This window comes from Hoeflea sp. (genome assembly GCF_984452065.1).
On the sequence record NZ_CFHWAF010000124.1, the window covers coordinates 1 to 13153 of the forward strand.

General features: G+C 61.1%; 12 protein-coding genes. 7 read left to right on the forward strand and 5 right to left on the reverse strand.

The window, feature by feature from the left end:
- Positions 1-209: 209 nt before the first annotated feature.
- The 3 genes from AC5E6N_RS19025 (at position 210) to AC5E6N_RS19035 (ending at position 5248) form a co-directional block, all read left to right on the forward strand.
- On the forward strand, positions 210-1613 hold the full coding sequence (locus tag AC5E6N_RS19025) for a di-heme oxidoredictase family protein (RefSeq protein WP_491749293.1): 1404 nt from the start codon (positions 210-212) through the stop codon (positions 1611-1613).
- A complete protein-coding gene (locus AC5E6N_RS19030) occupies positions 1610-3265 on the forward strand; it encodes an FG-GAP repeat domain-containing protein (protein WP_491749294.1) in 1656 nt (551 codons plus the stop codon). Before AC5E6N_RS19025 ends, AC5E6N_RS19030 begins: the two co-directional genes overlap by 4 nt.
- A 372-nt stretch (positions 3266-3637) precedes the next feature.
- Positions 3638-5248 carry a right-handed parallel beta-helix repeat-containing protein gene (locus tag AC5E6N_RS19035; protein ID WP_491749295.1) on the forward strand — a complete coding sequence of 537 codons (1611 nt, stop codon included), beginning with the start codon at positions 3638-3640 and terminating at the stop codon, positions 5246-5248.
- Between the two features lie 11 nt (positions 5249-5259).
- On the opposite strand, the gene nagA is transcribed toward AC5E6N_RS19035, so the two are convergent.
- Genes nagA through AC5E6N_RS19060 form a run of 5 tightly spaced genes read right to left on the reverse strand, consistent with a single transcriptional unit; the run spans position 5260 to position 9394 of the window.
- Positions 5260-6426, reverse strand: a complete 1167-nt coding sequence (gene nagA, locus AC5E6N_RS19040) for an N-acetylglucosamine-6-phosphate deacetylase (protein ID WP_491749296.1) — start codon at positions 6424-6426, stop codon at positions 5260-5262.
- Positions 6423-7433: an SIS domain-containing protein gene (locus AC5E6N_RS19045; RefSeq protein WP_491749304.1), complete on the reverse strand. Its 1011-nt coding sequence runs from the start codon at positions 7431-7433 to the stop codon at positions 6423-6425. The genes nagA and AC5E6N_RS19045 overlap by 4 nt, the downstream gene beginning before the upstream one ends.
- Before the next feature lie 48 nt (positions 7434-7481).
- A complete protein-coding gene (locus AC5E6N_RS19050; protein WP_491749297.1) occupies positions 7482-8246 on the reverse strand; it encodes a GntR family transcriptional regulator in 765 nt (254 codons plus the stop codon).
- A complete protein-coding gene (locus AC5E6N_RS19055) occupies positions 8239-9120 on the reverse strand; it encodes a glucosamine kinase nucleotide-binding domain-containing protein (RefSeq protein WP_491749298.1) in 882 nt (293 codons plus the stop codon). The genes AC5E6N_RS19050 and AC5E6N_RS19055 overlap by 8 nt, the downstream gene beginning before the upstream one ends.
- A gap of 1 nt (position 9121) precedes the next feature.
- Positions 9122-9394 carry a hypothetical protein gene (locus tag AC5E6N_RS19060; protein ID WP_491749299.1) on the reverse strand — a complete coding sequence of 91 codons (273 nt, stop codon included), beginning with the start codon at positions 9392-9394 and terminating at the stop codon, positions 9122-9124.
- Between the two features lie 94 nt (positions 9395-9488).
- Here AC5E6N_RS19060 and AC5E6N_RS19065 point away from each other — a divergent pair, with 94 nt between their 5' ends.
- From AC5E6N_RS19065 to AC5E6N_RS19080, 4 genes are all read left to right on the forward strand, one after another.
- Positions 9489-10748, forward strand: coding sequence for an ABC transporter substrate-binding protein (locus tag AC5E6N_RS19065; protein WP_491749300.1), 1260 nt, complete (start codon positions 9489-9491; stop codon positions 10746-10748).
- Positions 10749-10805: 57 nt separating this feature from the next.
- Positions 10806-11735: a carbohydrate ABC transporter permease gene (locus tag AC5E6N_RS19070; RefSeq protein ID WP_491749301.1), complete on the forward strand. Its 930-nt coding sequence runs from the start codon at positions 10806-10808 to the stop codon at positions 11733-11735.
- Positions 11736-11747: 12 nt separating this feature from the next.
- Positions 11748-12587, forward strand: coding sequence for a carbohydrate ABC transporter permease (locus AC5E6N_RS19075; protein WP_491749302.1), 840 nt, complete (start codon positions 11748-11750; stop codon positions 12585-12587).
- On the forward strand, positions 12584-13153 hold a 570-nt coding region (locus AC5E6N_RS19080; RefSeq protein ID WP_491749303.1), incomplete at its 3' end, for a Gfo/Idh/MocA family protein. The genes AC5E6N_RS19075 and AC5E6N_RS19080, both read left to right, overlap by 4 nt.

A 13153-nucleotide genomic window follows, 5' to 3' on the forward strand; every position in this document is an offset into this window, starting at 1 on the left:
AACGCGGTCAGAGGGCAAAATCGCCCGGCCCGTTCATCTCTGAATTTCAACACGATCGTCCTTTCAGGGGTGGCGGCAAATCGGCCCATCGGCAGCGTTGCGCCGCTTGCCCGATGCTCTGCATCGCGCTGCGCGACGCGCCTTGCCGAGTGAACCGATTTTCCGCCATCAAATGCATCAATCTAATCACAACGCGCTCTAGCCGGCTATTGGCGGCCAGCCTGGTTGTGCTTGCGGCGACATCGCTCGCCAACACGCAGGACCTTCAACCCTGGTCGGAGCGCACCATCGGGACCCCGCCGGATTCGGCCAGGTACAGCGGCACCCTGACCCTTCCGCTCCTTAAGGAACTCGTCGCCCGCGGAGATGCTCTGTTTACGGCGAAGTTCACGACGCTGGACGGCGCCGGCCGGCCGATGGCGACGCAGGCCATCATCCCGACACGGCGCAAGCGCGCATCCCCTCAGTCTTTTCAGCGCCTGCCCGGCAGCGACGCCAATGCCTGCTCCTCATGCCACAACGATCCCATTGTCGGCGGCGCCGGTGATTTTGTCACCAATGTCTTCGTGTCCGAAGGCTTCACCAACGCCGATTTCGACACCACCGACCCGCAATTCTCCAATGAACGCAACACCAACCATTTGATGGGTGCGGGCCTGATCGAGCTTCTTGCCCGCGAAATGACCGCAACATTGCAGGGCCAGCGAAACGAGGCGCTGAGAAAGGCCCGGGAAGACAAGGAACCCGTCACGGCAGACCTTATCGCCAAGGACATCGATTTCGGAACGATCACCGCCTATCCGGACGGCACGGTGGATCTTTCCGGAATTGACGGCATCGATACGGACCTTGTCATTCGACCCTTCAGCCAGAAGGGTGTCATCGGCTCGCTCCGGCAGTTCACGGTCAACGCCCTCAACCATCACCACGGCATCCAGGCGGTCGAGCGTTTTGGAAGCCGCTGGACCGGCACGGACGATTTCGACGGCGACGAGGTTGCCGACGAAATGAGCCCGGTTGACGTGTCGGCCCTCGTCGCCTGGCAGGCGACACGCGAGCCGCCCGAGCAGGTTCGGCCCGAGAATGTGGAATGGCGCCAACGCGCCGGCCGCGGTGAAAACATCTTCGGCGAACTCGGTTGCGGCACCTGCCATCGACCGGCTCTGCCGCTTGAAAGCCTGCGGTTCTCCGACCCCGGCCCGTTCGATGCCGCCGGAACGCTGCGGCAGGGCGAGACACCGGACGGCGCGGTTTACGATCTCGCGCTGCTCGACTGGGCAAAGGATCTGCCGCGCGATGATAATGGCGCTGTTCTCGTACCGCTTTTCGGTGACTTGAAACGTCACAAGATCACCGATCAGCAGGTATCCGCGCTCGGCAACGAACTGCTTGGCCAGCGTTTCGTCGACCGCGACGTCTTCATGACGGCGGAGTTGTGGGGCATCGCATCGACCGCGCCCTACGGCCACCGCGGCGACCTGACGACACTCGATGAGATCATACGTGCGCATGGCGGCGATGCACGGGCGAGCCGGGACGCCTATCAGGCACTGGCCGAGCCGGACCGCACCGCTCTCATCGCCTTCCTGAAAACCCTGGTGATCAAACAATGACCAAACGCCTGCTCACCACAAGCCTCGCCGTCCTTGCGGCGACCGTGCCCGTTCTAGCGTCGGATGAAGAAACCGCGCCGGTTCCGCAAATGGATGTGCCGGTGCTGACCGAGCAGGCGGTCGCCGCCGGGGTCGATCACAGCTACCGCGGCCCGTGGGAGTATTTTGTCGGCGGCGGCGTCGCCTCGTTCGACTGCAACGGGGATCGCTATCCCGATCTTCTGCTCGCCGGCGGCACCGATCCGGTTCAGCTCTATGTCAACAAGAGCCAGTCTCAAGACGGATTGCGCTTCGAACCGCGCGATATGTCCGTCAACGGTTCCGACCTCAAGAACGTTACGGGCCTTTATCCGCTCGACCTCGACAATGACGGTTTCAGGGACGTGGTCATGTTGCGGGTCGGGCGCAACATCGTCCTCAAGGGCGGGCCGGACTGCACGTTCAAACCGGCCAACAGGGACCTTGCAATCGACGGCGGGCGGGCCTGGACGACCGCCTTTGCCGCGACATTCGAGGCCGGCAGCCCCTTTCCCACCCTGGCCTTCGGCAACTATGTCGACCGCTCCGCACCGGGCTCGCCCTGGGGCACCTGCCACGACAATGTGCTGCTTCGGCCTTCGGGCAGCGGGCAATTGAGCTATGACGAACCCGCTGCACTGACGCCGGGCTTTTGTGCCCTGTCCATGATCTTCACCGACTGGAACCGGTCCGGCACTCCGGCACTTCGCATCACCAATGACCGGCACTATTACAGGGGTGGCGAAGAACAATTGTGGCGGGTCGACCCCGGCAAACCGGCGCGGCTCTACCGCCGCTCCGATGGCTGGCGGCGCGTCAGCATCTGGGGTATGGGCATCGCCGAAGGCGATATCGACGCCGACGGCTATCCCGAATACGCCCTGACATCGATGGGCGACACCAAGCTGCAGACACTTGACGAGGAGGCGGAGGAAGGCCGGCCCGTCTACCGCGACATCGCCTATGAACGGGGCGCGACGGCACATGTGCCCTATAGCGGATCGGAGAACAAACCCTCGACGGGCTGGCATACCGAATTCGCCGACGTCAACAATGACGGTCAGCTGGACCTGTTCATCGCCAAGGGCAATGTGGAGGCAATGCCTGATTTTGCGTCCTTCGATCCGGACAATCTGCTTCTTGGCACCCATGACGGAGCCTTTGTCGAGACCGGTCATCTTGCCGGCATCGACCTCAACCGCCGCGGCCGCGGCGCGGCGATCGTCGATTTTGATCTCGACGGTTATCTCGACCTGCTGGTGGTCAATCGTGAAGCGCCGGTCAGCCTGTTTCACAATCAGGGCGGCCGGACACCATGGGGACCACGGCCCATGGGCAACTGGCTGCAGATCGAGTTGAGCCAGGAAGGCGGCAACCGGAATGCGGTCGGCGCCACAATTGTGGTGAAATCCGGAAACGAGACCCGCTCGCGCCGGATACAGTCAGGCGGCGGCCATGCGTCGGGCCATTCCGGCTTTGTCCATGTGGGAACGGGAGTTGCCGAGCGGGCGCAAATCCGCGTGCAGTGGCCCGACGGAGAATGGAGCGCGCCCTACAGGGTTTTTGCAAACAATTTTGTCATGATCGAAAGAGGGTCCACCGAGGCGCGCTACTGGTACCCGCAGCAGCAATAAAAAAGGGGTAGCTCGGCGCGATGAGCTACCCCTTGTCGAGCTATCAGGCAGCAGGACGCGCCACCGGATCGCCGAACAATAGTTCTGCACCGTATCGGTGCCAGGAAGCGGACACATCCGCCCCTGTGATGCTTCATTTCAGCAGCGGCGATTCGAAAACGAATCGCGCTAAACCCGAAAATATTTCACATATATGATCATTGCAATATATGATTACAACTGCAACACAATAGAAAGCGAAAGCATAAAAAGACCGCCCGTTCCTGACGGCTCGTAACCATAACGGACATTCGGCCGCCTCCTCTCCTTGCCAAACCGCACCACCGGTGCAACATTTCGCCAACATCTGGAGACAAAACGGTCAGTCGCGAGATGGCGGTAGAAAGAGCCAATCCATCAAATGTCGCCAAACGTTGCCGCAAGCTGCGCGCCGGAGACACAATCGTCCTTGAAGAGGGTGTGTACAGGCAGCCGCTGGTGCTCACCGGCCTGGCGGGTACGGCGCGCGCGCCTATCGTGATCGAAGCTGAAAGCGGCGCCGTCTTCACCAGCGGGCTGTCCCTGAAGAAATACGGAAAGCACGCCAATCTGGTGGCCCTGCGCAGACAGGCCGCCGGCTATTATCCGAGTGTCGGCCAGACGGCGGACGAAGCCGCGCTTGCCTTCATCCATTGCCGGCACGTGATCCTGCGTGGGGTGAATTTCCTGCGCTGCTGGCCGACCGCCGTCTATCTGGAAGAGTGCCAGCATATGAGCCTTGAAGCTCTGAGTTTCCGCGAGGGAACAATCGCCATCGGCGCGAACGGCTCAACCACGCGCGATATCACCGTCAGCAAATGCGACTGGAAGCAGGATATCAGCGATGACAACGAGATGTGGAACACGATCGCGTGGCGGCGCGTTCACGGCTCGAAACAGAACACCGACGGCATACCGGTCGATCCGGACGGCGACTACCGCGCCTGGGACGGCGACTTCTTCCGCGCCTGGGATGTCGCGGGAAACATCGTCATCCGGGACAATACGGTCTCGGATGCCTTCAATGCCGTCCATTTCTTCAACCGCATCGATCAGCTTGCACCGGGTGTCGACGCGATAAAACTCGACTTCAACAACGGCCGCCGCGCCTCGGCCAATGTGCTGATCGAGGGCAACACATTCACCCGCATACGCGACAATGCCATCGAGCCGGAAGACCATGCCTGGAACTGGGTTATCCGGCACAACACATTTGCCGACTGCTACCGCCCCTTTTCGCTGGAACTCCAGCGCGCCGGCTGGTTCTACATCTACGGCAATCTCGGCTGGGTCAACAATCCGCCCAGCATGCTGCCTGAGCCCGGAGACCGGACAAAATGCTCGCATTTCAAACTGGGAGGCGCGCAAAAGAACGAAGGCCCGATCCACGTCTTTTTCAATTCCTGGTACTACCGGAAGGGCAAGGGCATCTTTCCCAAGGGCGCGCTCGGCGGATTGAGGCATTTCAACAATGCGATCGGTTTCGGCAATCCGGCAAAAGCCCAAATGTTCGGAAAAACCGCATCCCTGCAATGGCTCAAGGACGATCTCGAAAACCACTTCACCCGCCAATGGGGTGCCGAGCACTACGACATCGTTTTTGATGGCGATCTCTCGGAGGACAGCGATTTCCCCGACGGCTTCAGAGCAATGGGCTTTGAGCTCGGGGAAAATTCAAAGGCCGGCGCTCCCGGCTTCGCGCATCCCGAATCCGTACAACCCGATCTGAGCATCGGCCCCGATTCACCCGCGTATAAAACCGCCATCGCCATGTTGATCGAACTGCCGGACCAAAGCGGGTTCACGGTCCCGGCGGGAAGCAATATCGGCGCTCATCAGGACGATGGCGTCTACGGCCCGATCGACGGCGCCTTCGCCTTTTTGCCCGGAGCGACCGTTGACGCCGGTCACGACGAACCGGAAGAAGACGACGGCAGTGACGAACCCGGACTTCTGCTGTTTTAGTCGAGCGGCACTCAGCCGGAACCGAAGACACGCTCTCCCGCGATCCAGACATTTTCAACGTGAAGCGCATCGGACAGGTGGACGATGTTCGCGGCGGCGCCCTTGCCGAGATGGCCGTGGCACTCGTGCGCCCCAAGCGCACATGCCGGATAGAGCGAGGCCATTTTCAGTGCCTCGTCAACCTGCAGCCCGACCTTCTCAACCAGAAGCCGCACCGAAGCGATCATGTCGATATCGGCGCCCGCAAGCGTGCCGTCGTCCAGTGTCAGCCGTCCGTCGGCACGGTGCACGGTGCGCCCGTTCAGCGTGAAAGAGCGCTGATCGGTGCCGATGCAGGACATTGCATCCGTGACGACAAACAACCTGCCCGGGCCCGCCTTGCCCCTGATGGCAATGCCGAGACTGGCCGGATCGACATGAATGCCGTCGGCAATCAGGCCGGCAAAAGCAGAGGGTTCGGACAAGGCCGCACCGACCATGCCCGGCTCCCTGTGGCCAAGAGGGCTCATGGCATTGAACAGATGGGTAAAAAGGGACGCACCGGCCCTGATCATCTCGCGTGCGGTCGCGCAATCGGCATTGCTGTGCCCGAGACTTACCTTGACACCCGCTTCACTTAGCAGGCGTACCTGATCCGCCGTGACAGCTTCCGGAGCGACGGTGACAAGCAGGTGCGGAATACCTTTTTTTTTCGCATCCAGCAGCCTTGCCACGTCGTCTGCGCCCGCCGGTCTCACCAGCCCGGCATCATGCGCGCCGCGCCGTTCGACGGAAAGATGTGGCCCTTCCAGATGAAGGCCGAGAAAACCGGCGACCTCCTGCTCCGCAGCGTTCTTGGCGGCGGCAATCGCCCGTTCCGTCATCTCCGGCGTGTCGGTGATCAATGTCGGCAGCAATGCCGTTGTCCCGAACCGGCTGTGGGCTGTGCATATGGTCCGAATGGCATCCACGCTCGGCTCGTCGTTGAGCAGGACGCCGCCGCCGCCATTCACCTGAAGATCGACAAAACCCGGTGCCAGAAATCCGCTCTCAAGCCGCGTCAGCGCGACGTCTTCGGGAAGTTGTAAAACCGGCGACACCCCCAACACCGTTCCGGACTGATGGACAAGCGCGGCCTGTGAATGCCAGGTCGAGCCGTCGAAGATGACCGGTGCTTGTATCGCTGCCTTCTGCGTCATGTGGTTTCGGTCACCTTGCTCAGTTTTTCAGGTCTGTCCGGATCAAGCCCGATTGTCTGCGCCAACCTCTCAATAAACCTGTAGAACGGCACGATCAGTGCGAGGGCATCCGTCAGCGGATGACCGGTTGCCACAAAGGGCAGCCGGCGAGCGGTTTTTGCGCGCTCGGAGGTGATGTAGACCAAAGCGCCATCATCGGCCAGCCGGTCCGCTGTTTCGCACACGGATGGCTCCGCCGCATCCCGGGCCGTTAACGCCAGAACCGGGAAACCGCCCCCCACCAGCGACACGGGACCGTGCAGCACCTCGGCCGCGCTATAGGCCTCGGCGTGCAGATTGCAGGTTTCCTTGCATTTGAGCGCCGCCTCATGGGCGATGGCCAGCGCCGGGCCGCGGCCAAGGATGTAAAGCGACCGAACGGCCTGCGGGTCGGGAAAGATCGATGGCCATTCGAGGCCAACGGCCCTGCTCAGATGCTCCGGCAACTGCCTGAGCGCGCGGTTCAGAGACGCATCCTGCGACCAGGCCGAAACGACCAGCAGCCCCGCGATGATCGAATTGACATAGCTCTTTGTCGCCGCCACGGCATATTCGGTGCCTGCCCTGATATCGATGCGGATATCGCTGCCTTCGGAAAGCGGCGAACCGGCGCTGTTCGTCAGCGACATCGTCAGCGCGCCGCCCTGCCCCGCGGCATTTTGCAGGGCAACGATATCGGGACTTTGCCCGGATTGCGATATCGACAGGCAGAGCGCGTTCTCAAGGTGCAGGCGTGCACCGTAGATCGAGGCGACGGACGGCCCGATCGATGCGACCGCGAGACCCAGTTGCAATTCGATGGCGTATTTCAGGAACGCGGCCGCGTGATCGGACGACCCCCGCGCGACGGAGACGACAAAACCCGGGTCACGCCGGCGCAGGGAGCGGCCGATCCCCTCGAGATCCGGGGACAGACCATCCAGCAGCCTTTGCGCTGCATCCGGTATCTCCTCGATCTCCATGCGCATCTTGGTCACGATGTCCCTCCGGCGCGGTGAGGCAGGCGCGAAGCCATGTCAGCTCTTCCCGATTGTCAGTTCAGCGACAAAATCATAGGCATCGCCGCGATAGAGCGAGCGGGTAAACTCCACCACCCGCCCCGATTCAAGATAGGATATCCGCTCGATCCGCAAACCCGCATCACCGGGTTCGACACCGAGAAGCTCGGCATCTTCAGTGCGCAGATTGGTCGCGGAAATACGCTGAAGGGCGCGAACCGGCCGGTTTCCATGGGCATCGAGCACCGCATAAAGTGAAACGTCAACCGCATCGGGGTCGGGCAGCAACCGCGTCGAGATCGAGGCCCGTTCGATCGCCAGCGGCATCCCGTCCGCAATGCGCAGCCGCTCGATGCGGCTGACCTCATCGCCCGGCGCAAGCCCCAGCGAGACCATCTCCTCCGGCGAGGGTGCGAACCGGCCGCGCGTCAGCCACTCGGATCGCCCACGCCACCCGCGCCGGGTCATATCCTCGGTAAAGGATGTGAGCCGCGACAGCGGCTGTTCGACCCGGGCCACCGGTTTCGAAACAAAGGTGCCCGATCCATGGCGCTGAACAAGGACGCCGTCCTTGACGAGATCCTGAACCGCCTTGCGCACCGTGACCCGGGACACATCGGCGAGTTCGGCGATATCCCGTTCCGAGGGCAAGGCGTCGCCGTCACCAAGCAGGCCTTCGTTGATGGCCTTTTCGACACGGTTGCGCAGCTTCAGATAGAGTGGACCGCTACCCTGCGCCAGCGCATTCTCGCCCGCGAAAATCGTGTGAAAACGCTCAGACATGATCGCCGCCGCCATCAAAGAACCGATCGCAGGCGAGCCGAACGGCACCGTCCAGTGCGTCGCCCGATGCCGGAACGATACGCGCCCTGTGCCTTTCGGCCAGCCACGGCTCGTAACGCGCGCCCAGCCCCCCGAGCAGGCAAATGCGCTCCAGCTCCGCGCCAGGCAGCGCGTCGAGAAACGCATCGATATGGCCTGCCGCCTCGACAATGATCGCCACGGCAACCGGGTCCCCGCCTTGCGCATGGTCGAAAACAAGCGGAGCATAACGGGCAAAAGCGCCCGGAAGCGCACCATGCGCGAACGCCACAATCTTCTGCGGGTCACCGTCGAAATCGGACATCAGCCGCTCGGCCGCCTCCGACGCCGGCCTGACGCCGTCATGGGCAAGCAGAGCCTGCCTCATCAACGCCCGTCCCAGCGCCGCACCGCTGCCCTGGTCACCGACGACGAAGCCCCAGCCGCCAATGGTGCGAACCGACAGCCCCTGCTTGGCGGCGAACACCGACCCCGTGCCGATGATCGCGACGGCGCCGTCGGCCTTGCCCAGCGCGCCGTGGACGGCAATCAGCGCGTCGCTCTCGATCTCACATCGGCGAAAAGGAAGCCTGTCGCGAACCGCATCCACGCTGGCATCCATATTGGCGCCGGCAAGGCCGAGCAGAACGTCGATGGATGAAAGCGCCTCGCCAAGGCCGGCATCCGCACAGGCACGTTGCGCCGCCTCGACAATATGACGAACACCGCCATCGATGTCGGTCAGAATATTGGCGGCACCGCTTTGGCCCCTGCCCACGACGGCGCCCCCGGGATCTGCCAGAGCGGCCCGGCAACTTGTCCCACCACCGTCGATTCCGATGACATGCGCGGTCATTTCAAACTCCCTGACCGTATAATACCAATAAAATACCATTAACCAAGAGGGTTGCAGAGATATTTTTTGAGCAATGCAATGCAATGCATTGTTTTAAAGCCAAAATTAGAAGCGCCTGGAAAACATGGTTAATTTTTCTACCGCATTGCTGGACAATTGGTATTTTTTTGGCATTATTAAACCCTTGGAGGAAGCGATGCGCAGAACGACGACCGAAAGCCCGCATCAAAGCGCCGCCGGAACGAAAGAGGCGCGGGCTCTGCTTGATGCCCATGACGGAAATGTACGGTCGGCCTTGACCGCACTTGATCAGGGCTCAGCCCCTGAAGAGCAACACGCCTCGACGGCGTAACAACTGGGAGAAAACCATGAAGAGCAAATCAATCAAAGGTCTGCTTCTGGCGTCGACGCTTCTGTGCAGCACGGGCTTTGCCTTTGCACAGGACGCCGAGCTGACCATCGAAAGCTGGCGCAACGACGATCTGGAAATCTGGCAGACCAAGCTGATCCCGGCCTTTGAAGCCAAACATCCCGGTATAAAGGTGAAATTCACCCCCTCGGCGCCTGCCGAATACAATGCGGTCCTCAACTCAAAACTTGAAGCCGGATCGGCCGGCGATCTCATCACCTGCCGGCCGTTCGACGCATCGCTGGCGCTCTACGAAGACGGCCACCTGGCGCCGGTTACCGATCTTGAGGGGATGAAGAACTTTTCCAGCGTCGCCAAATCCGGCTGGTCGACGGATGACGGCTCGGTGCAGTTCTGCGTGCCGATGGCATCGGTGATCCACGGCTTCATATACAACAAGGACGCTTTCGACGAACTCGGCCTCGCGGTTCCCCAGACCGAAGAAGAGCTCTTTGCCGCGCTCGACAAGATCAAGGAGGACGGCAATTACGTTCCGATGGCCATGGGCACGAACGACCAGTGGGAAGCCGCGACGATGGGCTATCAGAACATCGGGCCCAACTATTGGAAGGGCGAGGAAGGCCGTCTGGCGCTCATCAACGGTGACCAGAAACTGACCGACGAGCAATGGGTCCAGCCCTATGAGACGCTGGCCCGCTGGAAGGACTATCTGGGTGACGGATTTGAGGCCCAGACCTATCCCGACAGCCAGAACATGTTCACACTCGGCCGCGCCGCCGTCTATCCGGCGGGCTCGTGGGAAATCTCCGGCTTCAACAATCTTGCCGACTTCAAGATGGGCGCCTTCCCGCCGCCGGTCCGCAATGCCGGCGACGACTGCTACATTTCGGATCACACCGACATCGCCATCGGCATGAACCCGAAGACGACCAATCCGGAAGCCGCCAAGACGTTCCTGAACTGGGTCGGCTCGGACGAGTTCGCCTCGCTTTACGCCAACGCGTTGCCGGGTTTCTTTTCGCTCTCCGACCACGCGGTCGAGATGGACGATCCGCTGGCCCAGGAATTTGTGTCCTGGCGCGGCAAGTGCAACTCGACCATCCGCTCGACCTACCAGATCCTGTCGCGCGGAACGCCGAACCTTGAGAACGAGACGTGGAACGCATCCGCCAATGTGATCCGCGGCACCGAAGCGCCGGCCGACGCGGCAAAACGCCTTCAGGACGGCCTCTCAAGCTGGTACGAGAACCATAAGTAAGACCGTGACCGGGCCGGCTTCCAACCGGCCCGGTTCATCCTGTCACCGGGGACGACCATGAGCGAGGCCGAACAGACAAGAAAGCCGGTTCGCTGGCATATCGCCGTGTTCCTGGCACCTGCCGTTCTTGTCTATACGGCGATCATGATCCTGCCCTTGTTCGGCACATTGCAGCTTTCGCTTTTTCGTGAAGTCGACCAGCAGCAGGTCTTTGTCGGCTTCGACAATTTCCGCATACTTTTTGGCGACCCGCGCTGGTCGGAATCCTTCTGGAACGCGCTCTTCAACAACAGCTGGTTCTTCATCATCCACATGCTGGTGCAGAACCCGCTGGGGATCCTTTTTGCCGCCCTGCTCTCAAGCCCGAAACTGCGCTTCTCGGTCTTTTACCGCACCGCCATCTTCGTGCCGACAATCCTCTCCTTCGTCATTGTCGGCTTTGCCTGGAAGCTGATCCTCAGCCCGCTCTGGGGCATTGCGCCAGACATGCTCGCCGCCATCGGTTTAAAGAGCCTCTTTGCGCCCTGGCTCGGCAAGACCGAATATGCGCTCACGACACTCAGCCTGATCTCGGTCTGGCAGTTCATCGGCATTCCGATGATGCTGATCTACGCGGCCCTCCTGTCGATACCGGATGAGGTTCTGGAGGCGGCCGAATGCGACGGCATAACCGGCATGAGCCAGTTCTGGAAGATCAAGCTGCCGTTGATCCTGCCGTCGATCGGGATCATCTCCATCCTGACCTTTGTCGGTAATTTCAATGCGTTCGATCTGATTTATACGACACAGGGTGCGCTGGCCGGTCCCGATTACGCGACCGACATCCTCGGCACGTTCCTTTACCGGACATTCTTCGGCTTCCAGCTGCAGGTGGGCGATCCCAATATGGGCTCGACAATCGCCTCGGTCATGTTCCTGATCATTCTCACCGGTGTGTCATTGTACCTGTTCGGCATCCAGACGCGGCTTCGCCGCTATCAGTTCTAGGATCGGACCGTCATGGCAAGAGCAACCAACTCGGTCACGCGGTCCGTTGCAGCCCACGCGATTTTGGCGGCCTATACGGTCATTGCCCTTTTTCCCGTGGTCGTCATCATCATCAACTCGTTCAAATCGCGGAAGGCAATTTTCCGCTCGCCCCTGTCGCTGCCGGACGACGAGACCTTCAGCCTCATCGGATATGAGACCGTTCTCGCCCAGGGCGATTTTGCCCTCTATTTCCAGAACAGCCTGATCGTCACGGTCGCATCGCTCTTTTTTGTTCTTCTGTTCGGCGCCATGGCCGCCTTTGCGCTGTCGGAATACCGCTTCCGCGGCAACGCGCTGATGGGGCTTTACCTGGCGCTCGGCATCATGATCCCGATCCGCCTTGGAACCGTGGCGATCCTCAAGCTGATGGTCGCAAGCGGGCTGGTCAATACGCTGACGGCACTCATTCTTGTCTACACGGCCCAGGGCCTGCCTCTGGCGATTTTCATCCTGTCGGAATTCATGCGCCAGCTCTCGGCCGATCTCAAAGATGCCGGACGCATCGACGGCCTTTCGGAGTACCGCATCTTCCTGCGCCTTGTGCTCCCGCTCGTCCGCCCGGCCATGGCAACGGTCGCGGTCTTCACCATGATCCCGATCTGGAATGATCTGTGGTTCCCGCTCATCCTCGCGCCGGCCGAGGAGACGAAAACCATCACTCTCGGCGCCCAGGTCTTCATCGGTCAGTTCGTGACCAACTGGAATGCGGTCCTTTCGGCGCTTTCGCTGGCGATCCTGCCGGTGCTTGTCCTCTATGTGATTTTCTCGCGCCAGCTCATACGCGGCATAACAGCAGGAGCAGTCAAATGACGGATCGATCGGTGCGTGTTCTTGTCGCCGGACTGGGCCAAATGGGACGCAGCCATGCCCTCGCCTATCACGAGAACCCGGGGTTTGAGATCGTCGGGCTGGTCAACCGGTCGAAGATCGTGCTGCCGGACGCCCTTTCAGGCTACGGGTTCCAACAGGGTTTCGATGATGCCCTGAAAGCCCTTGAGCCGGAGGCCGTGTCGATAAACACCTATTCCGACAGCCATGCCGAATACGCCATTCGCGCCATGGAAGCCGGCAGCCATGTGTTTATCGAGAAGCCGCTGGCAACAACGGTGGCCGACGCCAGCGCGGTGGTCGATTGCGCCAGGGCCAATGGCCGCAAGCTCGTTGTCGGCTACATATTGCGCCATCACCCGTCCTGGGTGCGGCTGATTGCCGAGGCCCGCGCACTGGGCGGGCCTTATGTGTTCCGTATGAACCTCAATCAGCAATCGAGCGGCGAGACCTGGCAAACCCACAAGCAACTGATGAAATCGACCTCGCCGATTGTCGACTGCGGCGTCCATTATATCGACGTCATGTGCCAGATCACCGATGCGAAG

Bases quoted from the DNA above. Each gene is read 5' to 3' on its own strand.
- AC5E6N_RS19030 (WP_491749294.1), top strand. From the start codon at position 1,610: ATGACCAAACGCCTGCTCACCACAAGCCTCGCCGTCCTTGCGGCGACC.
- AC5E6N_RS19035 (WP_491749295.1), top strand. From the start codon at position 3,638: ATGGCGGTAGAAAGAGCCAATCCATCAAATGTCGCCAAACGTTGCCGC.
- nagA (WP_491749296.1), bottom strand. From the start codon at position 6,426: ATGACGCAGAAGGCAGCGATACAAGCACCGGTCATCTTCGACGGCTCG.
- AC5E6N_RS19045 (WP_491749304.1), bottom strand. From the start codon at position 7,433: ATGCGCATGGAGATCGAGGAGATACCGGATGCAGCGCAAAGGCTGCTG.
- AC5E6N_RS19050 (WP_491749297.1), bottom strand. From the start codon at position 8,246: ATGTCTGAGCGTTTTCACACGATTTTCGCGGGCGAGAATGCGCTGGCG.
- AC5E6N_RS19055 (WP_491749298.1), bottom strand. From the start codon at position 9,120: ATGACCGCGCATGTCATCGGAATCGACGGTGGTGGGACAAGTTGCCGG.
- AC5E6N_RS19060 (WP_491749299.1), bottom strand. From the start codon at position 9,394: ATGGGCATCAAGCAGAGCCCGCGCCTCTTTCGTTCCGGCGGCGCTTTG.
- AC5E6N_RS19065 (WP_491749300.1), top strand. From the start codon at position 9,489: ATGAAGAGCAAATCAATCAAAGGTCTGCTTCTGGCGTCGACGCTTCTG.
- AC5E6N_RS19070 (WP_491749301.1), top strand. From the start codon at position 10,806: ATGAGCGAGGCCGAACAGACAAGAAAGCCGGTTCGCTGGCATATCGCC.
- AC5E6N_RS19075 (WP_491749302.1), top strand. From the start codon at position 11,748: ATGGCAAGAGCAACCAACTCGGTCACGCGGTCCGTTGCAGCCCACGCG.